Annotated in this window: 17 protein-coding genes; 14 read left to right on the top strand and 3 right to left on the bottom strand. The window is 59.0% G+C overall.

Going from position 1 to position 22,052, the window contains the following annotated elements:
• The first annotated feature begins 1 nt into the window (after position 1).
• The 3 genes from uca to ACO06L_RS09025 all read left to right on the top strand — a co-directional run bounded on the left by uca (position 2) and on the right by ACO06L_RS09025 (position 5,305).
• Positions 2-3,634, top strand: coding sequence for an urea carboxylase (gene uca / locus ACO06L_RS09015; RefSeq protein ID WP_202347813.1), 3,633 nt, complete (start codon positions 2-4; stop codon positions 3,632-3,634).
• A gap of 276 nt (positions 3,635-3,910) precedes the next feature.
• Positions 3,911-4,573 carry a GntR family transcriptional regulator gene (locus ACO06L_RS09020; RefSeq protein WP_227716029.1) on the top strand — a complete coding sequence of 221 codons (663 nt, stop codon included), beginning with the start codon at positions 3,911-3,913 and terminating at the stop codon, positions 4,571-4,573.
• A 462-nt stretch (positions 4,574-5,035) separates the two neighbouring features.
• A complete protein-coding gene (locus tag ACO06L_RS09025; protein WP_202347815.1) occupies positions 5,036-5,305 on the top strand; it encodes a ComEA family DNA-binding protein in 270 nt (89 codons plus the stop codon).
• Positions 5,306-5,346: 41 nt separating this feature from the next.
• Here the strand turns inward: ACO06L_RS09025 and ACO06L_RS09030 are convergent, their stop codons facing one another.
• A complete protein-coding gene (locus ACO06L_RS09030; protein ID WP_202347816.1) occupies positions 5,347-6,162 on the bottom strand; it encodes a helix-turn-helix domain-containing protein in 816 nt (271 codons plus the stop codon).
• 177 nt (positions 6,163-6,339) lie between these two features.
• Here ACO06L_RS09030 and ACO06L_RS09035 point away from each other — a divergent pair, with 177 nt between their 5' ends.
• From ACO06L_RS09035 to ACO06L_RS09065, 7 genes are all read left to right on the top strand, one after another.
• On the top strand, positions 6,340-7,815 hold the full coding sequence (locus tag ACO06L_RS09035) for an alanine/glycine:cation symporter family protein (RefSeq protein WP_202347817.1): 1,476 nt from the start codon (positions 6,340-6,342) through the stop codon (positions 7,813-7,815).
• A 76-nt stretch (positions 7,816-7,891) separates the two neighbouring features.
• Positions 7,892-9,295, top strand: a complete 1,404-nt coding sequence (locus ACO06L_RS09040) for an aspartate ammonia-lyase (RefSeq protein ID WP_202347818.1) — start codon at positions 7,892-7,894, stop codon at positions 9,293-9,295.
• Complete coding sequence (locus tag ACO06L_RS09045; protein ID WP_202347819.1) at positions 9,292-10,311, top strand: type I asparaginase; 1,020 nt, start codon at positions 9,292-9,294, stop codon at positions 10,309-10,311. Before ACO06L_RS09040 ends, ACO06L_RS09045 begins: the two co-directional genes overlap by 4 nt.
• Before the next feature lie 103 nt (positions 10,312-10,414).
• Complete coding sequence (locus ACO06L_RS09050) at positions 10,415-11,188, top strand: (Fe-S)-binding protein (RefSeq protein WP_202347820.1); 774 nt, start codon at positions 10,415-10,417, stop codon at positions 11,186-11,188.
• 2 nt (positions 11,189-11,190) lie between these two features.
• Positions 11,191-12,630 (top strand): LutB/LldF family L-lactate oxidation iron-sulfur protein, encoded by a 1,440-nt coding sequence (locus tag ACO06L_RS09055; protein WP_202347821.1) that lies wholly within the window; start codon positions 11,191-11,193, stop codon positions 12,628-12,630.
• The gene (locus ACO06L_RS09060) at positions 12,627-13,280 is read left to right on the top strand and encodes a LutC/YkgG family protein (protein ID WP_202347822.1); all 654 of its coding nucleotides are present in this window, start codon (positions 12,627-12,629) and stop codon (positions 13,278-13,280) included. Before ACO06L_RS09055 ends, ACO06L_RS09060 begins: the two co-directional genes overlap by 4 nt.
• Positions 13,277-14,230: a DMT family transporter gene (locus ACO06L_RS09065; RefSeq protein WP_202347823.1), complete on the top strand. Its 954-nt coding sequence runs from the start codon at positions 13,277-13,279 to the stop codon at positions 14,228-14,230. Before ACO06L_RS09060 ends, ACO06L_RS09065 begins: the two co-directional genes overlap by 4 nt.
• A 6-nt stretch (positions 14,231-14,236) precedes the next feature.
• On the opposite strand, the gene gloA is transcribed toward ACO06L_RS09065, so the two are convergent.
• Positions 14,237-14,785 carry a lactoylglutathione lyase gene (gene gloA, locus ACO06L_RS09070; RefSeq protein ID WP_064227686.1) on the bottom strand — a complete coding sequence of 183 codons (549 nt, stop codon included), beginning with the start codon at positions 14,783-14,785 and terminating at the stop codon, positions 14,237-14,239.
• A 331-nt stretch (positions 14,786-15,116) separates the two neighbouring features.
• A complete protein-coding gene (locus tag ACO06L_RS09075; protein WP_202347824.1) occupies positions 15,117-16,253 on the bottom strand; it encodes an alkane 1-monooxygenase in 1,137 nt (378 codons plus the stop codon).
• A 251-nt stretch (positions 16,254-16,504) separates the two neighbouring features.
• Here ACO06L_RS09075 and ACO06L_RS09080 point away from each other — a divergent pair, with 251 nt between their 5' ends.
• The 4 genes from ACO06L_RS09080 (at position 16,505) to ACO06L_RS09095 (ending at position 21,955) form a co-directional block, all read left to right on the top strand.
• Positions 16,505-17,164, top strand: a complete 660-nt coding sequence (locus tag ACO06L_RS09080) for a GntR family transcriptional regulator (RefSeq protein WP_064227684.1) — start codon at positions 16,505-16,507, stop codon at positions 17,162-17,164.
• Positions 17,165-17,568: 404 nt separating this feature from the next.
• Positions 17,569-18,591 carry a DUF6160 family protein gene (locus tag ACO06L_RS09085; RefSeq protein WP_202347825.1) on the top strand — a complete coding sequence of 341 codons (1,023 nt, stop codon included), beginning with the start codon at positions 17,569-17,571 and terminating at the stop codon, positions 18,589-18,591.
• Positions 18,592-18,656: 65 nt separating this feature from the next.
• Positions 18,657-19,715, top strand: coding sequence for a lysylphosphatidylglycerol synthase transmembrane domain-containing protein (locus ACO06L_RS09090; protein WP_202347826.1), 1,059 nt, complete (start codon positions 18,657-18,659; stop codon positions 19,713-19,715).
• Entirely contained in the window at positions 19,712-21,955 is a 2,244-nt protein-coding gene (locus tag ACO06L_RS09095; RefSeq protein ID WP_202347827.1) for a glycosyltransferase, read from the top strand. The genes ACO06L_RS09090 and ACO06L_RS09095 overlap by 4 nt, the downstream gene beginning before the upstream one ends.
• Positions 21,956-22,052 lie beyond the last annotated feature (97 nt).

Genomic DNA, 22,052 nt, shown 5'->3' on the forward strand with positions numbered 1-22,052 from the left:
CATGTTTACCAAAGTACTGATCGCCAACCGAGGCGAAATCGCGGTCCGCACCATTCGCACCCTCAAGGCCATGGGCGTTGGCAGTGTTGCTGTCTATTCCCACCAGGATCGCCATAGCCTGCATGTAACCCTGGCCGATGAATCGGTAGCCCTGACCGGTAACGGCGCCAGCGAAACCTACCTCGACAAGGCCCAGATCCTGTCGGCCGCCAAGCACACCGGCGCCGAGGCGATTATTCCGGGGTATGGCTTTCTCTCCGAAAACGCCGACTTCGCAGAAGCCTGCGAGGCCGATGGCATTGCCTTTATCGGCCCCACGCCCGACCAGATGCGCGAGTTTGGCCTGAAGCACCGGGCCCGGGAACTGGCGGAAGCCGCCGGTGTGCCCCTGGCTCCGGGCAGCGGCCTGCTGGAAAGCCTGGACGAAGCCCTGCAAACCGCCGACCGGCTGGGCTACCCGGTGATGCTGAAAAGCACCGCCGGCGGTGGTGGCATCGGCCTGACCCGCTGCAACAGCGAGAGCGAACTGCGGGACGCCTTTGAAACCGTGCGCCGCCAGGGTCAGAGCTTCTTTAACGACAGCGGTGTGTTCCTGGAGCGTTTTATCGCCCGGGCCCGCCATGTGGAAGTGCAGATGTTCGGTGACGGCGCAGGCAATGTGGTTGCCCTGGGCGAGCGGGATTGTTCCCTGCAGCGCCGGAACCAGAAAGTGGTGGAGGAAACCCCGGCGCCGAACCTGCCGGCCACCACTCGCCAGAAGATGCTGGATGCCGCTGTCTCCCTCGGGCAGTCGGTGAATTACCGCTCCGCCGGCACCGTGGAATACATCTACGACGCCGACCGGGACGAGTTCTACTTCCTGGAAGTGAATACCCGCTTACAGGTTGAGCACCCGGTGACCGAGTCTGTCACCGGTCTGGACCTGATCGAATGGATGCTGAAGATCGCCGCTGGCGAAAGCCCGGACCTGGCCGGTTTCGAGCCGCAACTGAACGGCGCCTCCATGGAAGTGCGCATTTATGCCGAGGATCCCCTGAAGGATTTCCAGCCCTCCCCCGGTGAGCTGACCGACGTGCACTGGCCGGAAGACGATGTGCGGGTGGATACCTGGGTGGAAAACGGCAGCGAAGTGTCCGCTCACTACGACCCCATGATTGCCAAGCTGATTGTGCACGGCAAAGACCGGCACGAGGCCCTGGCCAAACTGAAAGCCGCCCTGGCGGAAACCCGGCTGATGGGCATTGCCACCAACCTGGATTACCTGCGCCAGGTGGTGGCCCAGCAGAGCTTTGCCGATGGCCTTGTCTCCACCCGGGCACTGGAGAGCTTCGAGTTCAAACCCTCGGTCGCCGAAGTGGTCAAGCCCGGCACCTACACCACAGTGCAGGATTACCCTGGCCGCGTGGGCTACTGGAACATCGGCGTGCCGCCCAGCGGCCCCATGGACGACTACGCCTTCCGGATTGCCAACCGAATCGTCGGCAACCACAGCGAAGCCGCGGGCCTGGAAGCCACCCTGATCGGCCCCAGCCTGAAGTTCCACAAGGACTCGGTCGTCGCTCTCACCGGTGCCCTTACCGAAGCCACCCTGGACGACAAGCCGGTGGAATTCTGGAAACCCATCACCGTGAAAGCCGGCCAGGTTCTGGCGGTGGGCAAGGCCATCAAGGGCTGTCGCACCTACCTCGCCGTGCGCGGTGGCTTTGATGTGCCGGTCTACCTGGGTAGCCGCTCCACCTTCGCCCTCGGCCAGTTCGGCGGCCACGGTGGCCGGCCCTTGCGCCCCGGCGACATGCTCGGCATCAGCCAGATCAACCTGCCGGCCTGCACCACCACGGCACCGACACACGATCCCGCCCCGGCGGACCCGGACCTGATCCCCGACTACCCCGATCATTGGGAAATCGGCGTGCTCTATGGCCCCCACGGGGCACCGGATTTCTTCACCGAAAAGTCCATCGAGAAGTTCTTCGAGCAGGACTGGGAAGTGCACTACAACTCCAACCGCCTGGGCATCCGCCTGAACGGCCCCAAGCCGGAGTTTACCCGGGCCGACGGCGGCGAAGCGGGCCTGCACCCGTCCAACATCCACGACTGCGAATACGCCATCGGCTCCATCAACTTCACCGGCGACATGCCCGTAATCCTCACCAAGGATGGCCCCAGCCTGGGCGGTTTTGTCTGCCCGGTAACCATCGCCAAGGCGGAACTGTGGAAAGTCGGCCAGGTGAAACCCGGCGATACCATCCGCTTCGTGGCCATTGATAACGACACCGCCGTGGAACTGTCCGAACGCCAGGAACTGGCCATCAAGAGCCTGATGGCACCGCCGATGGTGGATCTGGTGAAGCCAGACCTGGCACCGGAGAACGGGCTTTCGGCAACCATCCTCGCCCACCTGGAAGAAACCGACGGCCGCCCGGAGGTTACCTACCGACAGGCCGGCGACCAGTACATCCTGCTGGAATACGGCCCCAACGTAATGGACCTGGGCTTCCGCCTGCGCATCCACGCCCTGATGGAAGCCATCGCCGACGTGCAACCCAACGGCCTGCTGGAACTCTCGCCCGGCGTGCGCTCCCTGCAGTTGCGGTACGATGCCCGCATCCTGCCCCAGGCGGCGCTGATGGAGTACCTGCTGGACCTGGAAGCCACCCTGCCGCCCACGGATGAACTGAAAGTCCGCAGCCGGGTGATTCACCTGCCCATGGCCTTCGAAGACAGCGCCACCCTCGAAGCGGTGGATAAATACCGCCAGTCCGTGCGCGACACCGCCCCCTGGCTGCCCAACAACGTCGACTTCATGCAACGCATCAACGGCCTGCCCAGCCGCGAGGCCGTCCGCGACATCCTGTTCTCGGCGAGATACCTGGTGCTCGGCCTGGGCGACGTCTACCTCGGCGCCCCCTGCGCCGTGCCCCTGGACCCCAGGCACCGGATGCTCACCTCCAAGTACAACCCGGCCCGCACCTACACGGCGGAAGGCACCGTGGGCATCGGCGGCGTGTACATGTGCATCTACGGCATGGACTCCCCCGGCGGCTACCAACTTGTCGGCCGCACCCTGCCGATCTGGAACAAGTACCTGAAGAACCCTCAGTTCGCTGAAGGCGCCCCGTGGCTGCTACGGTTCTTCGACCAGGTGTGCTACTACCCGGTGACCGAAGCTGAACTGGACGAAATGCGCGACCAATTCCGCGCCGGCCAGCTGACCGTGAAAATCGAGGAAGAAACCTTCGACCTGAAATCCCACCAGGCCTTCCTCGACGCCAACGCCGACTCCATCGCCGAATTCCGCGAACTGCAGCAGGCGGCCTATGCTAAAGAGGTGGCCCTGTGGAAAGACAGCGAAGCCGAGGAACTGGATAAACTGGCCAAGGCCCCACCGAAAGCGGACGTATCCGACCTGGCTAAATTCGGCGAGCTGGTGAGTGCGGAGATTGCCGGCAACATCTGGAAGTGCCTGGTGAAGCCCGGCGATACCGTAGCCGAAGGTGATCCGCTGGTGATCGTGGAGGCCATGAAAATGGAATTCGAGATAAACGCAACCCAGGCCGGGGAGATCAGTGCCATGCATGTTGAGCCTGGTAAGGCCGTGACTCCCGGGGAGCCTCTGTTGAGCATCAAGATCTAGGGTTTGGTCAGGCTTTGGAGATTGTTCTCCTCTGGCCGCATGCTTTGGAGTTGCGCCGATGGGGGCAGGCAAAGGGAGTCGGGGCGGCTGGTGGGGTGCGGGTTTCAAAAGTGTGAGCAGCATGGATGCTGCGATCAAGCCCCCAGGGATGGGTTCACGGCGTCTTTTGAAACCCGCACCCCACCAGCCGGACCAGCGGCCATACTCCGCTTAAAAGACGACCCGAAAAAGAGGGCGAACAAAAGAATGGCAACAAACACCAAAAGAAAAGAGTCCATGGCAGACAGGGTTTACGAAGCCCTTAAGGACGACATCTTTGAGTTCCGCCTGATCCCTGGTGACAAATTCAGCGAGGGCGATGTAGGCACACGCCTGAAAGCCAGCCGCACGCCGGTTCGGGAGGCCCTGTACCGATTGCAGCGGGAAGGCTACGTGGAGGTGTTGTTCCGCAGTGGCTGGCAGGTGAAGCCGTTTGATTTCCGGCAGGTGGAAGAGCTGTACGACCTGCGTATTACCCTGGAACGGGCGGCGATGCACAAGATCTGTGGCCTGGATGAGGAACCCTCGGCAATCCGCATGCTGACCGCCATCTGGAACCCGGATCACCCCTCTGAGCGGGCCGTGGGCAGCACGGTTCGGGCGTTGGATGAGAGCTTCCATTGTGACCTGGTGGCGGCGGCAGGCAACCGGGAGATGACGCGGATTCACCGGGAGATCACCGACCGGCTCCGGATTATCCGTCGCCTGGACTTCACTCGCGATGACCGGGTGGACGCCACCTACGTGGAACACGCCGCGATTCTGGACGCGCTTCGCAACGGCATGGCCAGTGAGGCGGCGGATCGATTGACCCACCATATCCGGGCCAGCCAGAAGGCGGTTCGCGAGATCACCATGGAACGGATTCGCGAGGCCGCTGAAGCCCATCGCAGCGGGTAACAAATTGCCTCCCAGGGCGCGTAAATACTGAACTCGCGTTCATTTGCGCTGGCGCCGAAATGCTTACAAATCTGTAAGACATATCGCACAAACCCCGGAGCGATTTTCCGATAGGTAGGAATTCGATCCCCAGTAGAATGGTCAGTGTCAGGGATGACAAGCCAGCAAGGAACGTTGGCTCAAGGATGAGAACTCCAGGGAAGAGTCCTCCACGGCTCAGGAGTTGCCCAAAGGATCAGGGCTTACAGGGATGACCACAGGGAAGACGCGCTCAGGATGAGTCGCACGCCTGAAGGATCAGGCAGGGGTCAGCCACGGAATCGGGGATCACAAGGAGTGTGGTCCCGTCCGTGCACTCCCCACTCCCACAGACATTTCTGCTCTCTTCTTACATTTCGCTTCTGCTGCTTTGCGCCCTGGCACCACACCAATAACGCAAATTAGCCTCAGGAGCTTACACCCATGAAGCGCACACCGCTTTTCGCAACCCTCGTTCTGCTGTTCAGCCTGGTTACCGGTTTTGCTTACGCCCAGGAAGCCGCTATCAATATCAACACCGCCGATGTGGCTACCCTCGCCAGCCTTAACGGCATTGGCCAGAGCAAGGCGGAAGCCATCGTTGCCTATCGCGAAGCCAACGGTCCGTTTGCGGTTACCGCAGACCTGGCGAACGTGAAAGGAATCGGCGAGCGCACCATTGAGAAGAACGCCGCGCGCCTGGCCGTCAAGTAATACCCCGGGCAGTGGCGCGCTGCCGCTGCCCTTCCCTGCCTTTAGTGACGGGCCCGGAACAGATATTCCTCGGGCGCCATATCATTGCAAACTGCCTCGCGGATAGACCGCTCAATCTGATCACTTTCCAAGTCATACAAACCGCAATTTGCGAGCGCCCTTCGCACCATCACGCTTTGCCCAAGGTATTCGTAAAGCACTCGGGCGCAACAGGGCATTCGTTCGCTGTTGTCTGAAACCCCTATCTTCAACCCGGTTAATCGGGAAACCCTGTTCCGGAAACTGGGAAAGAGAATGGTCTGGGTTATCTCATGGCGGTTGAGAGTCTCGTAGTCCACAAGGAACAGCCGGTCGGTAAGCAGATAGGCAATACCCTGGTAGCGGTTATGGCACGGCGGCTCATTCACAGTTGCCCGCATTCTTTCCGTTCGTTGAAATACCACGTGATCGCCCTGCCGCTCCAGGCACACCAGATTCCGAAGCACCTTACCGGGCGCCGACATGGACTGGTAATACTCATAGTAGTAACCCAGATAGTGATCCACGTCGGTCCGGGCTTCTTGATCCAGCCGGTCAAGGTGCGCTCTCAGGATGTCCTCTTCTTCCGCTGGCTGGGCCTTGATCTTCGGCCGCACATCCACCACACGCCGGAACTGGCCGTGGGGCAATAGAATCTCCTGCTCGTCTACACCGAAAAACTCGCAGATTCGCCGCAACGTGTTCGCAGAGGGTTTGTGCTGGCCACCAAGGTACCGGTTGAACTGCGGGCGATTGATGCCAAGCCGGCGGCAAACCTCCGCGATGGATTTGTAGTAACTGCACAACAGCCGGAGGTTTTGAGCCAGATCCTGATGCATAGGGAGCAACCCTGTTGTTTCGTCTATGGGCCATGTGCGCCAAACCGCGTTAGCGCTACCTGACGCTGTTATCGCAACATATCGCGCCATATTGGCAACGATGCGCAAATTCTAGCAAGAGCACCCGGTTGGTTAAATAAGAGCTTCGCACAACAACAATCATCTTCGGAGTTGCTTATGTTGGAGTTCCTCAACGAATTGCTGTGGGGCAAGGTTCTGATTGCCCTTTTGGTCACCGTCGGCATCGGATTCACCCTTGCTTCCCGCTTCGTGCAGTTTCGGTATTTTGGGCGCATGTTCCGTATTCTCAGCGCCAGCCAGGCCTTTCAGAGAGATAAGCACGGTCACTTGAGCTCTTTCCAGGCCTTGCTGCTTTCTGTGGCCGGTCGTGTTGGTGGGGGCAATATCGCTGGGGTAGCCGTCGCCATTACCCTGGGAGGCCCCGGCGCGGTCTTCTGGATGTGGGTCGTGGGACTGATGGGTATGGCCACCAGCTTCCTGGAATGTTCTCTGGCACAAACCTACAAGGTCGCAGAGCCAGACGGCACCTATCGTGGCGGCCCCGCCCATTATATTGCCCGCGGACTTGGCGCGCGCTGGAAATGGATGGCCGGCCTCTATTCCGTTTTGCTTCTGCTCACGTTCGGCTTTGGATTTACCGCTCTCCAGTCCTATGCGGTTGCAACCTCTGTTGACGATGCGTTTGGCATTCCCGTTTTTTACACCGGCATTGCACTGGCGATGGTTGTAGGCCTGATCATCTTCGGGGGCGTGCGACGCATTGCCCGGGTTGCCGAGTTCCTTGTGCCAATCATGGCTGGCAGCTATCTGCTAATCACGGCCGCCGTTCTTACCCTGAACATTGAGCGTATTCCGGACGTCTTCATGCTGATCATCAACAGCGCTTTCGGTCTGGAGCCGGTGGTCGGCGGGGGCATTGGCGCGGCCATCCTGATGGGGGTCAAGCGTGGCCTGTTCTCCAACGAGGCTGGGCTGGGCAGTGCGCCCAATGTCGCGGCCGTGGCCTACGTGCCCCATCCAGCCAACCAGGGTGTGGTGCAGTCGTTTTCGGTGTTCATCGATACACTGATCATCTGTTCGTCGACCGCCTTTATCATTCTGCTGAGCGGCATTTATGACCCGGCCGCCCTGAGCGACGTCGGTGGTGTTGCACTGACTCAGTCAGCGCTGGCCGATCACGTGGGCGACTGGGGACGAAGCTTTGTCAGCGTGGCGTTGATGCTGTTTGGCTTCAGCACCATCCTTTACAACTACTACCTGGGTGAAAACAGCATCAATTTTTTCAGCACTCAGAACCAGAACTTCTTCAACACCTTCCGCGTTGCGATCATCGGTCTGGTCTGCTGGGGAGCAACCACAGATCTGGGCACCGTATTCGGCTTTGCTGACGTCACCATGGGCCTCCTGGCCCTGGTCAATCTGATTGCCTTGATCGCTCTGTTCAAACCAGGCCTTCGCATTCTCAAAGACTTTGACGACCAGCTAGCTGAAGGGATCGAACAACCCGTTTTTGATGCCGCCCGTTTCAAAGACATGAATGTGGACGCAGCAGCCTGGGAAATTGAACCAGAAGACATCGAGCGTGTTCGTGCGTACCGGAGTAACAGCCAACCCGCGACCGAACAGCCCTGATCACAGGTATGCGCGGTCCCGGCTCGGGGCCGCGTTAATCAGTCTTGATACCTCATTCCAAGAGAACACCCCGAAAATGAACAGCCGCATTGAACACGATCTGCTGGGTGAACGTCCTGTTCCTGCCGATGCCTGGTATGGCATTCAGACCCAGAGAGCTCTGGATAACTTTTCGATCACCGGAGTGCCCATCAGCCACTTTCCGGATTTTGTACGGGCACTGGCGATGGTCAAAAAGGCAGCCGCCATGGCCAACCGCGATCTTCGCGCACTGCCGCCCCACAAAGCCGAAGCCATCATCGCCGCATGCGATGACATTATCGCTGGCCATCTGCACGACCAGTTCGTGGTAGATCTTATTCAGGGTGGGGCTGGGACCTCCACCAACATGAACGCGAATGAGGTGATTGCCAACCTGGCGCTTGAAAAACTGGGTTACGGCCGAGGCGAGTATGCGCACCTTCATCCCAATGACGACGTCAACCGATCCCAATCGACCAATGACGCCTACCCGACAGCCGTGTGCCTGGCCGTGCAATTTGCCTCTGAACCCCTGGAGCTGGCGATCAGGGATCTGAAGGACAGCCTGGCGCAAAAAGGGCGACAGTTTGCCGATGTGGTCAAGATGGGGCGCACCCAGTTGCAGGATGCCGTGCCCATGACCCTCGGACAAGAGTTCGAGGCGTTTTCCGTTAATCTGGGCGAGGATATTGACCGCCTGCACGAAGCCAACCGTCTGCTCTGCGAAGTAAACCTCGGGGGCACTGCCATCGGAACAGGCATCAACACCCATCCGCGCTATCAGGCGCTGGCGGTCAATTATCTGGCCAGCATTTCCGGAAAGCCGCTGGTCTCCGCAAGCAACCTGGTGGAGGCCTCGTCCGACATGGGCGCCTTTGTGCTTTTTTCTGGCATATTGAAGCGATTCGCCGTGAAACTGGGCAAGATGTGCAACGACCTCCGCCTTTTGTCCTCCGGGCCGCGAACAGGCCTCGGCGAAATCATGCTGCCACCCATGCAACCGGGCTCTTCCATCATGCCCGGCAAGGTCAACCCGGTTATTCCCGAGGCCGTCAACCAGACAGCCTATCAGGTCATTGCCAGCGACCTCGCTGTCACCCTCGCCGCAGAAGCCGGGCAGCTCCAGCTCAACGCCATGGAGCCCCTGATTGTTTACAACCTGCTCAATTCAATGAAAATGCTCGGTGCTGCCTGCAAGATGCTCGACGAAAAGTGCATCAAGGGCATTCTCGCCAATACCGACCAGTGCGCAAAGCACCTGGATAACAGCATAGGCATTATCACCGCCCTCGTTCCCAGACTCGGGTATTCCAATGCGACGCGAATTGCCTCAATGGCACTGAACTCCGGCTCCACGGTCAGGGAGCTCGTGCTTGAGGAGGGCTTGCTGGAGGCCAGCGAGCTGGACCGTCTTCTGAGCCCCCGGGCGATGCTTGCGCCGGTTGGAGACGACGCATGAACGGTCGGGTGCTGATACTCTATAGCGGGGGGACCATCGGCATGGTCTCTGCCAATGGTGTTTATGTACCCGGGCCGGATTTCAAAGCGCGCCTGACCCGTCGTCTGGAAGAGCACCAACGTGAGCTGCCACAGTTCGACGTCGTCGAACTCGACCGGCTCATCGACAGCGCAAACCTGACCCCCGAAAACTGGACGACCATGGCCCGGGTACTCGCTGAGCACTGGGACCGATACGACGGATTCGTTGTGATCCACGGCACGGACACCATGGCGTTCACGGCATCGGCGCTCTCCTACATGCTTCAGGGATGCGACAAGCCGGTTATCCTGACCGGCTCGCAGATTCCGTTGGAACAGTCCCGCACGGATGCCCTGCAGAATGTGATCAACGCACTGGTCCTGGCGAGCACCCCGGGGATCTCCGAAGTGTGCCTGTATTTTTGCGGCAATCTGCTCAGGGGAAACCGGGCACGAAAGCTGAAAACCAATGATCTGGAAGCCTTCGATTCTCCGAATGCGCCCAGGCTTGGCCGAAGCGGAATCGACCTCGAGTTACGTCATGACCTGCTTCTTCCCCCGGGTAAGCCGAATTTTCAGATTCCTGCGTTCAACTCCCGATCTGTAGCGACCCTGACATTCTACCCAGGTATACCAGCCATTCTTGTTGAGTCGATCCTCGCGCTGCCGGACTTGAAAGGACTCATCATTCATACCTACGGTTCCGGCAATGCTCCTGATGAGGACAAGCACCTCGTTCAGGCGCTCGCGGATGGGGTCAGGCGTGGCGTCTCAGTCCTGAACATAAGTCAGTGCCTGGAGGGCAGGGTTGCGCAGAAGGCCTATGCGTCCGGCGCGGCGCTTGACAGGGTCGGCGTCATCGCTGGTGGCAACCTTACTCCCGAGGCCGCTTTCGCCAAACTTCACTTTCTACTGGCCACAGGGCATTCCCCTGACTCTCTGCACGCGGCATTGCAAACTCCTTTGTGCGGTGACTCTGACCCGGCGGCGTCTTAAGGAAACCGCCGCGCGCCCTCTTCCCGTAAAGTCGTCTGGCAACACCGCGCCCGCCACCCTATTATTGCTGGATAACAATTCAAAAACCGTTGAGCGTCCGCACATGGTTGATCCGATCAAGGTTTATCCGTCCAAACCTTCGAAAGTCTATTTCTACGGCACCTGTCTGGTGGATATGTTCTACCCGGATGCGGGCATCGCCGGCGTTGAGCTGCTGGAGCGTGAAGGCATTGAGGTGCTGTTCCCGCAAGACCAGACCTGCTGTGGCCAACCGGCCTACACCTCCGGCTACCATGACCAGGCCCGCTCGGTGGCCAAAGCCCAGCTCGATCTTTTCCCCGGCGACTGGCCGATTGTGGTGCCTTCCGGCTCCTGCGGGGGGATGATGCGCAAGCACTACCCGGACCTGTTCAAAGACACGCCGGACGAAGTGAAAGCCGCGGAGGTGGCCGGCCGGGTCTGGGAGCTGACGGATTTTCTGCTTAACGTCTGCCATATCAAGCTGGAAGACCTGGGCGAGCCCACCACGGTGGCCATGCACACCTCCTGCTCCGCCCGCCGTGAAATGGGCGTGGCCGAGGTGGGGCCGAAGCTCCTGGGCCAGTTGAAGAATGTGAATCTGGTGGAGCAGATCCGGCCGGAGGAATGTTGCGGCTTTGGCGGTACCTTTGCGGTTCGCCACCCGGAGATTTCCGGAGCCATGGTGAGTGAGAAGGTGGACACCCTTGTGGACACCGGCGCCAAAGAATTTGTCACCACCGATTGCGGTTGCCTGATGAACATTGCCGGCTACGCCGAGAAGAACCAGAAGCCGGTTTCAGGCCAGCACATTCTCAGTTTCCTGTGGGCGCGAACCCAGGGCAAAGGGGGGCAGTAGTCATGAGCGAGACAGCCGAGCACACTGGCCATCATATCGATGTAAAACAGTTTCACCCAAGGGCTCAGGCGGCCATTCACAACCCCAAGATCCGCAAGAACTTCCGTAGCGCCATGGACGGGCTGATGTCCAAGCGCAAGACGGCGTTCGAGGGCTGGGACCTGGAAACCCTGCGGGATCTGGGCGCCAACGTTCGCCTGCGGGCCCTCGCCAACTTGCCGGACTTGCTGGAGCAGCTCGAGAAGAAGCTGACCGAGAACGGCATCAAGGTGCACTGGGCGGTGGACGGCGACGAGGCCTGCCGGATCGTACGGGATATCTGCAAGGCCCGGGATGCCAAGACGGTGATCAAGGGCAAGTCCATGGTCTCCGAGGAAATGGAGCTGAACCATTACCTGGAGGAACAGGGCATCGAAGCCCTGGAATCGGACCTGGGCGAGTACATTGTGCAGCTGGCGGATGAAACGCCATCGCACATCATCATGCCCGCGATTCACAAGAACACCGGCGAGATCTCCCAGTTATTGCATGACAAAACCGGCACCGATCTCTCCAACGATGTGGAATACCTCACCGCCAGTGCCCGCCAGCAACTGCGGGAAAAGTTCATGAATGCCGATGTGGGCGTTTCCGGGGTTAACTTTGCGGTGGCGGAGACCGGCACGCTGTGCCTGGTGGAGAACGAAGGCAACGGCCGGATGACCACTACGGTGCCCAAGTGCCACATCGCCGTTACCGGCATCGAGAAGGTAGTACCGAGCATGGAGGACGTCTCTGCCCTGCTCGCGCTACTGACCCGCTCTGCCACCGGTCAGCACATCACCACCTACTTCAACATGATCTCCGGCCCGCGCAAAGCCGAGGAGCTGGACGGGCCGGAAGAGGTTCACCTGGTGCTGGTAGATAATGGCCGCTCATCCATCTACCAGGATGACGAACTGCTGGACACCCTGCGCTGCATCCGCTGCGGCGCCTGTATGAACCACTGTCCGGTGTACACACGGGTGGGCGGCCATGCCTACGGCACCACCTATCCGGGCCCGATCGGCAAGATCCTGATGCCGCATCTGATTGGCCTGGACGAGGGCCGGCATCTGCCCAGTGCCTCCAGCCTCTGTGGCGCCTGTGGCGAGGTCTGTCCGGTGAAGATTCCCATACCCGATCTGTTGGTGCGGTTGCGCCAGGAATCGGTGGATGGTGACAAACTGCACCCGGCCAAGGTCCGTGGCCATGGCGCCAAACGCAGTTCCATGGAAGCGATGATCTGGAAGGGCTGGGCCTGGATGCATGCCAGCCCCGGCATTTACCGTTTCGGCACCGGTGCCGCCAGCAAATTCAGGGCGTTACAACTCTCGAAAGCCGGCGCCTGGACCGATTACCGCACGGCCCCCAAACTGGCCGCCAAAACCCTGCACCAGCGGATGAAGGAGCGTGGCCAATGAGTTCCCGGGAAACGATTCTTCAGCGTCTGCGCAATCGGACCGGCGGCGAACTGACGGTGCCGGAATGCGATTTCTCGGTTCTGGTTCGCGATGACTGGTCGACAAAGGAGCGTATCGAGCGGTTCGAGAAGATGATCGAATCGGTTCACGGCGAGGTACACCACTGCACCGAAGACATGTGGATGGATCGTCTGGCCGAGGTGCTGAACACCCGCGGTGCCAGGAATCTGCTGATTCCCAAACAGCACGAGATCGGCCAGGCGCTTCGCGATGCCGGCCGTGACGATCTGCCGGAGCTGCTGATTTACGACGAGCCGATCGAGAGCTGGCAGGGCCACCTGTTCAACGAGGTGGACGCGAGCATTACCTCCACACGTGGCGGTATTGCCGAAACCGGCTCGCTAATCCTGTGGCCGAACAATGATGAACCCCGGCTCATGAGTCTGGTGCCGCCGGTACACATTGCTGTGCTCAAGGCCTCGGAACTCTACACAACCTTCCATGAAGCCATGAAGGCCCAGAACTGGGCCGCTGGCATGCCGACCAATGCCCTGCTAATCTCAGGCCCTTCCAAAACCGCCGACATCGAGCAAACTCTGGCTTACGGTGTTCACGGTCCCAAAGAGCTGATTGTGTTGATGATTGAATGATCCAAGGCGCCCTGTTGATCGCCCTGGCTGCCCTGCTATGGGCGACCACGGGCATCGTTGCAAAGTTTCTGTTTACCGGTACCGAGCTTCAGGCCATTACCCTTGGCTTTCTGAGGCTGGCGGTGGCCCTGCCGTTTTTCTGGCTGTTGATGCGGCGGGAGCAGGCACGCCTTGAGCGCGCCAATCCGGGCGCCAGTGTACCCGGCAGCTCGCTACGGAGTCTCACCCGCAAGACCCTGATTCCGCTGGCAGCGCTTGGGCTGTTCCAGGCGTTTTACCAGGGCAGCTACCTTCTGGCCGTGGATCTGACCGGGGCCGGCATTGCCACCCTGATCGCGCTCTGTCTGCCCCCGGTGCTGGTGGCCATTCTTGCTGCGCCCTTGCTGGGAGAGAAACCCGGCCTGCTGACGGTTCTGTCCCTGTTTGCTGCCATTGCCGGCACGGCCATGCTGGTACTCAGTGATATGGACACCAGCGGCACCTTGCGGCTGGCCGGCATTCTGGTGGCGTTACTGGCCGCCTGTGTGTATACCGGTTTCACGCTCACCAGCCGCTACAGCTCCGCCGGCACGCCGGTGTTTACCACGGCGTTTATCTGTTTCTTTACGGCGGCGCTGATTCTGTTGCCGGTAGTGGCCGTGAGTGGCGGATTCGAGGGGCTGGAAAGCCTGGAGTTCGGGCACTGGCTGATGGTGGTCTATGTGGGCGTGGTGCCAACCTGCATCGGGTATGTGTGCTTCTTCACTGGCATGAAAACAACACCGGCAACGCTTTCCAGCATCATAGTGACCCTGGAACCGCTGTTTGTGGCTCTGCTGGCCTGGGTGTTCCTGGAGGAGATTCTGGGGCCGATTGGTATTGCCGGGGCCTTGATTCTGACCGCAGCGGTGATTGTGGCTTCCCGCTACGGCCGTAAACCCGCAGCCGGCCAGGAGGCCGCTGCGGAGTAAGGAGGATCAGTCTTCCTTACGCTGCTTCTCGAGCATGTCCGGCTGCAGGATTTCAATCCAGTAGCCGTCCGGGTCTTTGATAAAGGCCAGGCCTTTCATCTTGCCGTCGTCCGGCTTTTTCACGAAATCCACACCAAGCTTTTCAAAGCGGTCGCAGGCGGCATAGACGTCTGGCACGGCTACGCCAATGTGGCCAAAGCCCTGGGGCTCGTCGTTGCCATTGTGGTAGCCAAAGTCGTTGTCGTCTTCGGTGCCCCAGTTATGGGTCAGCTCAAGCATGGCTTCGCGGCCGAAGGTAAAGGTGGTGCGGTGGGCGTCGTCGTGGGGCACGAGGCCGGCCTGACGATCATCCAGGTAACCCAGGAAATACAGGGTGAACTTCATTTCGGGGAAGTCCAGTTTGCGCACCAGGCGCATGCCCATCACTCGGGTATAGAAGTCCATGGAGCGCTCGGGTTCCTTGATGCGCATCATGGTCTGGTTGAATACGTAGCCTTCGGTTTCGGGAACGGGGTCTTCGTGTAGGCCGGGGGCCTGTTCGAAATGCTTGGGCATTTTGGTTTTCCCTTTTTTCCGTGGAGTTCAAACAGTATACCTGTGTGCGTTTCAGGGGGATTTCAAGGGCATAAAAAAGACCCCGGGGCCAGAGACGAACCGCCGGGGTCTTGAGGGCCGGTTTTTTACGCCGGCTTTTCTTCAGAGACGCTCTGAAGTCTGGGGGCCGTTGGAGTTAGGCCGATATGAAGTTGGGGGGCTGGCGGGGGTGTGAGGGTGCTATTTCTTTCGGGAAGCCGAACTCGCTTTGCTCAGACAGTCGTTTCCCTACAGAAATAGCACCCTCACACCCCCGCCGATCGAACTTTTGAGGCAGCCTGCTTTTTTGGCGCTAAGCCAACTGGTGTTCTTCGCCTTTGTAATAAGCCTCTACCCTTGGGTTCATTACCCGCCGCCAGAGTGGGGGGACCATTGCCAGTACGATCATTGCGGAGTAGCCAGCCGGTAGTTGGGGAGCCACTTCGTGGTGGCGGAGGATCTGGAAGCGGCGCTTGGCCCAGGCGTGGTGATCGCTGTGGCGTTGGAGGTGGAACAGGAAGACGTTGGTGAGGAAGTAGTTGCTGTTCCAGCTGTGTTCGGGGCCGGTGCGTTCGTAGCGGCCGTTTTCGAGTTTGCGGCGGTGCAGGCCGTAGTGTTCGAGGTAGTTGACGATTTCCAGCAGGGTGAAGGCGATGAAGCTCTGGCCCAGGAAGAAGACGGCGCCGAGCCAGCCGAAGGCGATGGTGAAGCCCGCCAGTGCCAGGGCGCTGATGCTGTACCACCAGATCAGTTCGTTGCGCCAGCTGAGGGCTTTATGGCCTTTGCGCTGCAGGCGTTCGGCTTCCAGTTTCCAGGCGTTGAGGAAGTTGCGCATGTAGGCCTGGGGCAGGAAGTTGTAGAGGGACTGGTTGTAGCGGGATGAGGAGGCGTCTTCGGGGGTGGAGACGTGTACGTGGTGGCCGCGCAGGTGTTCGACTTTGAAGCCGGCGTAGCAGACCAGTGACAGCAGGAAGCCGCCTGCCCGGGTTTCGAGTTTCTCGTCTTTGTGGATGAGTTCGTGGGCAACGTTGATGCCGAGGCCGCCGACGATGCCGATGGAGACGATCCAGCCAATACTTCCCATCAGGCTGAATGTGCCGGAAGCCAGTTCCAGTATGCTCCAGACCAGCAAGGCCGCGAAGCCGGCGACCCAGCCAAGCGTGATGGCTTTATAAAACTGCTCGCCGACCATTCGTGGCACGTCGGCTTCTTCGTCCGGGTTCAGGGAATCCTTGCCCAGCAGCATGTCCAGCACCGGGATGATCCCGAAGACAACGACGGGGACGCCCCAGGAAAACAGGTTTACCAGATCGGTTGCGTGGCCGGCGGCCAGCAGCAGGGGCGGTAACGCCAAGGGGACCATGGCTATCAGGTAGCTGTACTTCTTCAGGGTCAGCAGTATCCGCCGGCGGGTGGACTCGCGGTTTACCGATAACTGCGTTGTGCTCATCGGGCTCTCTCCATCGAATGCGTGTTGGTGAAACTCTGATCACCTGTTGTTTTGTGCATTATTGTCCTACAATGCATCAGTCGTCAACCGCTCGAGAGGAGTTTTTTGACAATTGTCAGGAATCCCCGGCGGATCAAGGCGTTGTGACTGTCAGACTCAGAGGCTGTGATAAACTCATGCGCACACACTCCCATGCCGGCCGGATAACCGCAGCAGCCGACCGGTTTTTACGACCTGTTCAGAGAGCCTTTATGGATTTTCAGGTGCCCAACACTCTGGCCGAGCAGATTGCCAATTACCTGGCAGAGCGGATCATGACCGGGCAGATTCGCCCCGGTGAGCGGATTCAGGAGGCGACCCTGGCCGGTGAATTGAAGGTCAGTCGTGCTTCAGTGAAGGAAGCGCTGTATACCCTGGAGCGTTGGCATCTGGTGGAGATCACGCCCCGCAAAGGTGCTTCGGCAACCCGGCTGGACGCGGCCCATGCTTCCGAGCTTTACGATGTGTATATGCATTTGCTGATGATGATGGCGGTGCGGCTCTGTGAGCGCTGGCAGGAGAGCGATAAGCCGCGGATGCTGGGTGCGGTCAGTAATGTTGTTGAACAGATAAAGGATTCGTCCAGCGACATTTCCGGGGTGGTTGAGGCGAGTTTCAATGTGATGGATGCCTGCTGTGAGGTGGTGGGGAATCCTTATCTCACGGAGGCTTTGTCGAATTTCAAGCCGGCGGTCAGTCGGGCCTATTACCTGAGCGCTGATCGGTATCGGCGGGGTCTGGCGCAGACCAGTGAGTTTTTTGCCAATCTGCCGCAGGCGGTTCTGGCGAGGGATTCGGATAAGGCGCAGGCGTTGATTCGGGAGTTTGCGGAGCACCAGAAGTCTCTCATTCAGCAAGCTTTGGCTTCCTAGTCCAAGTTTCGCCCTTCAACTTTTGGTGCATGCAAATCGGGCGGGAGGTCCTCCCAAAACACGCTGTGAATACATCCTTGTACGCTTGGCTCCGCCCTTTGGCGCTTATTGCTCCTGCGTCGCGCCAAAGGTCCAGGGCAAGCCTTCCCTGGCATGCCCGTGAAGTGCTTCGCACTCCACCCATGGCTCCGCACAGTTTTGGGAGGACCTCCCGCCCGCTTTGCCTCATCCTCTTCAGTGGCCTCCCTGTGACAGGCCTCACAGATCTTTCTCCCTCTCCCGCTTATCGTAACAGTCTGTAACAAACCAAAGTTTTTGCTGCATTGGTTGTGCTGTCCCCCTGCGGCCCGGGGAGTGTTTAACACTCCCCGCTAAAAACAATAAACCAGACTTTTGGGGCCACCATGACTCAGTCACTTGCCTGTCGTCGAAACACCACATCTTCCAAGCTCTCGCTTTGGGTGCTCGCCCTCTCGCTTCCGCTGCCAGCTATGGCGGAGTTCAGGCCGTTGGATGATGGGGCGATGTCCGGTGTAACCGGGCAGGCGGGGGTAACGATTGAGCTGGAGACTAAGCTCAGCATTGATCGGTTCAGCTGGATTGATGAAGGGTCGTTGAATGTGAATGGGCTGAGGTTGTCCGGGCACAACGATACGGTGCTGGATAACATGAAGCTGACGATCGATATTGCCGGCGATGGGGAGGTGCTGGAGCATGGGTTTTCGGAGATTGCCCGGCGGGCACAGGCGGGGTTGTTGGACCAGAATGACCCGGATGTGGCCGATGCTCTGGCGAAGTATTCCGTCGCGGGCTCTTTTGGCAAGCAGTTCAATAGCGGTGATCTGGTGATGCACCTGGGTGCGACGGATTATGGCGATCCGACCAGTCTGGATGAATACCTGCAGGCGGTGGATTTTGAGCTGGCGGTAGACAGTGTGACCACCTCAGGCAGCGAGGGCTCGGCGACGCTGTTCTCGGATATCCTGCTGCAAGGGCACATCGGGCCGACGGATCTGGTGATTCGTAACGGGGGTAGTTCTACTCGTACTCTGGCGAACGGCAACGAGGTGTCTGGCTCTGAACTGCAGCTGGATACCCATTTCGAGATTACCAACGGTAGCCTCAACTGGGATGCAGCGGATGTGATTCTGCTGTTCAACTTTGCCGCAGTCGGTATTGAGGGCCTGCAGATTCACAACCGGCGGGGCGATGACACGGTGGGGTATTTCGGTATGGCAAGTGCCACGGCGAAGCTGTCACGGGGCACCAGTTCTGCCTCAGGCAACGAAGGGCTTTCGGTGCATGATGTTGAGTTCCGGGCGGATATCGATATGCCGGTCTTCAAGATGGGCGGCACCAGCATTGGTAGCGTTCAGTTCACGGACTTTGCCATTACCAATACCACCATGATGGTGTATGGCCACTAGCCGGACACTGGACACCAACCACACCCTACCCTGTAAACTGCCCGTCTCAATCTGACGGGCAGCCCATGACTCACTCCACGGACATCAACTATTCGAAGCGCGCCTCGGGGAAAAGGCTGGTGATGTTCAGTCTGTTATTCGTGGCGCTTACCGCTGCCGGGCTGTATGCTGTTTACGATCTGTTTGCCGAGCGTACCCTTACCTTCGACGCCAGGCTGATCGCTCCGGAAACCCTGTTATCGGTGGCTGGCCTGTTGCTGGTCTATTTCACCTCGGATGGCCTTCGGCTCTATTTTACCTTGCGGGCGCTGGGGCACCGGCTGCCATTGCCGGCGATGTTCCGGCTGGTATTTATCAATCTGTTTTTCTCCAACATCACGCCCATGGCAACCGGGGGCGGCTTCGCCCAGATCTGGTTCCTTAGCCAGCATGGCGTTCCGGTTGGCAGGGCCACGGCAGCCACAACGATTCGAACGGTACTGGCGGTGCTGTTCATTTTCTCGCTCACGCCGGTATTCCTGCTCACGCTCAAATCCCTGGACGGCAACTCGATTGTCGGCGATATCGGCACCGCGCTGGCGTTTCTGATTGTTCTATACCTCGGGTTTTTCCTGGTGCTGCTGTTCCGGACCCGCTGGCTGATCGGCCCGTTGACCCGATTGCTAACAGCCGCACGCCGGCTTCACCTGATCAGCGAACGCCGCCATCAACGCTGGCAGTTCAAGGCGCGCCGGGAGATGCTGCGGCTTTCCCGAAGTTTTGGCGATTACCTGCGCGGCGCCCCCATGTTCGTGTGGCTGTCTGTTCTGTTCACTGCGGTATTTCTGCTCAGCCTGTTCAGCTTCCCCGCGCTGCTGATGCACAGCCTGGACTACAGTGTGGACTATGTGGTTTCGGTGGGGTTGCTGGTTGTCACCACCTTCGTTATGTATTTCTCGCCCACACCAGGTGCCTCTGGCATTTCCGAGGGTGTTTTCGGGAGTTTTTTCCGGGATATCCTCTCCGGTAACCACCTGATACTGGTCATTGTCTGCTGGCGGCTGCTGACCATTTACCTGGGCATGATTGTCGGGCTGGTGGTGCTGCAGAAGGAACTCGTTGCCAATCGCAGGAGAGCAGGATGATTTTCCGCAACCCACTCAAGCTTCTGTTCTACCTCTGTCTTCTGGTGGTGGTTCTGCTGGTTGGCTACAAGACCTACCTGAACCTGTTCACGGAAGATTTCGAGGGCGTTCATACCGAACAGGTAGAGCAGATCCATCGAAAGCTTGACCCCGGAGAGCCGTTCAGCTTTGCGGTGGTGGGCAACATCAACAACTCGGTGGGGATTTTCGAAGACCGCATTATTCCGGAACTGAACCGGTCCGGGCTCGATTTTCTGGTCTCGGCCGGTAACGCGGTCAGTGGCGGCGGCGAGGACAAGTACCGGGCCCTTTACGGCACTCTGAGCCATCTGGAGATTCCATACCTGCTGACCTTCGGCGCCCACGAGTTCGAGGATTTTGGCAGTTTCCGTTTCTACGATCACTTCGGCCCGCATTTCTTCAGTATTGAGGCTGGCAACAGCCGGCTGATTTTCCTGGACAGCACCGGCAAAACTCCCTGGCGCTGGCAGATCCGCTGGCTGAAGGATTTGCTGGCCCAGGACTCTTCGAAGGCGAGAATCCTGTTTATCGGTCACCCTCCCCTTCATCCGGACGAGAATGCCCCGTTCGATCAGAAAGACGATTACCTGGCACCGCCCGAGTTCCGGGACGCACTCCTGGAGGCAATTGAGGAGCATGACGTTCGACGGGTGTTTTCCTCCAATCTTTCACTCTATGCAGAGGAGCAGGTAGGAGATACCACCTTTGTCACTACCGGCGGCGCCGGTGGCCTGGTCATGAACAACGACACCAGTTTCTACCACTACGTGCAGGTAAATGTAGACGCCGATGGCGAGGTAACACATAGCCTGCAGCGCCTGGAAGTCGGCCAGCACCCGATTCTGAAGCGGCTGGAAAGTCTCTGGTTCTTTATCTACTCACTGTTCTACACCGGTTATCTGAACTTCATTCTGATCGTCGCCGTGTTTGCGGCCATTGCCATCAAACTGTACGGCGCCATTTTCATCGGCAAGGATTATTATCCGGACTACGATCTGGACCCGGCCCCCTGGCTCGAGAAACCGATACGGGTGGCGATGTTCACCAACAACTATCTGCCCTTTATCGGCGGCGTGCCGATTTCGATCGAACGCCTGAGGCGCGGCCTGGAAGCGCTGGGCGACAAACTGCTTGTGGTGGCGCCCCGTTACAAGGGCCAGCCCGAGGCAGAGCCCCACGTTCTGCGGGTACCCTCACTTCTGGCCATGGGAGAGAAGCGGGAATTCCGGCTGGCCAATATTTTCCTGGGTCGGATCCGCAAGAGGGTTCGGGCGTTCAAGCCGGATATTATCCACCTGCATCATCCGTTCTGGCTGGGGTCGCTAGGACTGTTTGTGGCGCGCACCCTCAGGATACCGGCCATCTACACCTACCATACCCGTCTGGAGCATTACGCCCACTTTGTGCCACTGCCGGGCATGCTGTTCCGGAACCTGATTTCCCACGCCCTGATCAAGCGCTTTGCCAACAAGTGCGACGGGGTGATTGTGCCGACCTACTCCACCGAGGAATACCTGCGGATGATCGGGGTAAAAACACCGACTTTCGTGCAGCCCACGGGCATCGAATACCACAAATTCCAGGAGGTTCAGGAGAAGGACGTTGAGGAGCTGCGGGAGAAGCTGCAGCTGAAGAATGAGAAAGTATTCGTCAGCGTTTCCCGGCTCTCCAACGAGAAGAATATCGACTTCATGATCGAGGCCATTGATGCCCTGAGACAGGAAACCGATGTGCCGTTCCGGTTCCTGATGATCGGCGATGGCCACCAGAAAGACCGGCTGCAGAAGAAGATTGAAGACCTTGGGCTTCAACAACACTTCACCCTGGTCGGCGCCGTTCCGCCGGACGAAATGGCCATCTGGTACCGGCTGGGTGATGCCTTCCTGTTTGCCTCGATATCTGAAACCCAGGGCATGGTAATCCTGGAGGCCATGGCGGCCGGCTTGCCGGTGGTGGCGGTTCGTTCCAGCGGTATTGAGGACGTGGTCCGGCACGGGTTCAACGGCTTCAAGACGCCGGAGAAACAGGACCAGTGGCAGGCGCAGGTTAAAAAACTGCTGGAAGACGACGAACTGCGTGACAAACTTTCCTCACAGGCCCTGGAGTTTGCCAGGGACTATTCCGTGGAGCAGTTTGCCAGTGATGTTCGCACCATTTACGCCACCACCCTGGCCATGTTTGCCAAGAAACGGAAAGGCTCGGCAAGCCAATCCGAATAGGTAGGGTTACGGTTTTTCGCGGCGGCCTGATCGGGCTAGACTGAATTCACGTATTAAAAAGACAGTTTTAGGCATCGGACCGACTGAATTATCGGAG

The organism is Marinobacter sp., assembly GCF_965229985.1.
Taxonomy (GTDB): domain Bacteria; phylum Pseudomonadota; class Gammaproteobacteria; order Pseudomonadales; family Oleiphilaceae; genus Marinobacter.

Bases quoted from the DNA above. Each gene is read 5' to 3' on its own strand.
- gloA (WP_064227686.1), bottom strand. From the start codon at position 14,785: ATGCCCAAGCATTTCGAACAGGCCCCCGGCCTACACGAAGACCCCGTT.
- ACO06L_RS09080 (WP_064227684.1), top strand. From the start codon at position 16,505: ATGGATTTTCAGGTGCCCAACACTCTGGCCGAGCAGATTGCCAATTAC.
- ACO06L_RS09060 (WP_202347822.1), top strand. From the start codon at position 12,627: ATGAGTTCCCGGGAAACGATTCTTCAGCGTCTGCGCAATCGGACCGGC.
- ACO06L_RS09040 (WP_202347818.1), top strand. From the start codon at position 7,892: ATGAACAGCCGCATTGAACACGATCTGCTGGGTGAACGTCCTGTTCCT.
- ACO06L_RS09030 (WP_202347816.1), bottom strand. From the start codon at position 6,162: ATGCATCAGGATCTGGCTCAAAACCTCCGGCTGTTGTGCAGTTACTAC.
- ACO06L_RS09045 (WP_202347819.1), top strand. From the start codon at position 9,292: ATGAACGGTCGGGTGCTGATACTCTATAGCGGGGGGACCATCGGCATG.
- uca (WP_202347813.1), top strand. From the start codon at position 2: ATGTTTACCAAAGTACTGATCGCCAACCGAGGCGAAATCGCGGTCCGC.
- ACO06L_RS09020 (WP_227716029.1), top strand. From the start codon at position 3,911: ATGGCAGACAGGGTTTACGAAGCCCTTAAGGACGACATCTTTGAGTTC.
- ACO06L_RS09065 (WP_202347823.1), top strand. From the start codon at position 13,277: ATGATCCAAGGCGCCCTGTTGATCGCCCTGGCTGCCCTGCTATGGGCG.
- ACO06L_RS09025 (WP_202347815.1), top strand. From the start codon at position 5,036: ATGAAGCGCACACCGCTTTTCGCAACCCTCGTTCTGCTGTTCAGCCTG.
- ACO06L_RS09050 (WP_202347820.1), top strand. From the start codon at position 10,415: ATGGTTGATCCGATCAAGGTTTATCCGTCCAAACCTTCGAAAGTCTAT.
- ACO06L_RS09035 (WP_202347817.1), top strand. From the start codon at position 6,340: ATGTTGGAGTTCCTCAACGAATTGCTGTGGGGCAAGGTTCTGATTGCC.
- ACO06L_RS09095 (WP_202347827.1), top strand. From the start codon at position 19,712: ATGATTTTCCGCAACCCACTCAAGCTTCTGTTCTACCTCTGTCTTCTG.
- ACO06L_RS09090 (WP_202347826.1), top strand. From the start codon at position 18,657: ATGACTCACTCCACGGACATCAACTATTCGAAGCGCGCCTCGGGGAAA.
- ACO06L_RS09075 (WP_202347824.1), bottom strand. From the start codon at position 16,253: ATGAGCACAACGCAGTTATCGGTAAACCGCGAGTCCACCCGCCGGCGG.
- ACO06L_RS09085 (WP_202347825.1), top strand. From the start codon at position 17,569: ATGACTCAGTCACTTGCCTGTCGTCGAAACACCACATCTTCCAAGCTC.
- ACO06L_RS09055 (WP_202347821.1), top strand. From the start codon at position 11,191: ATGAGCGAGACAGCCGAGCACACTGGCCATCATATCGATGTAAAACAG.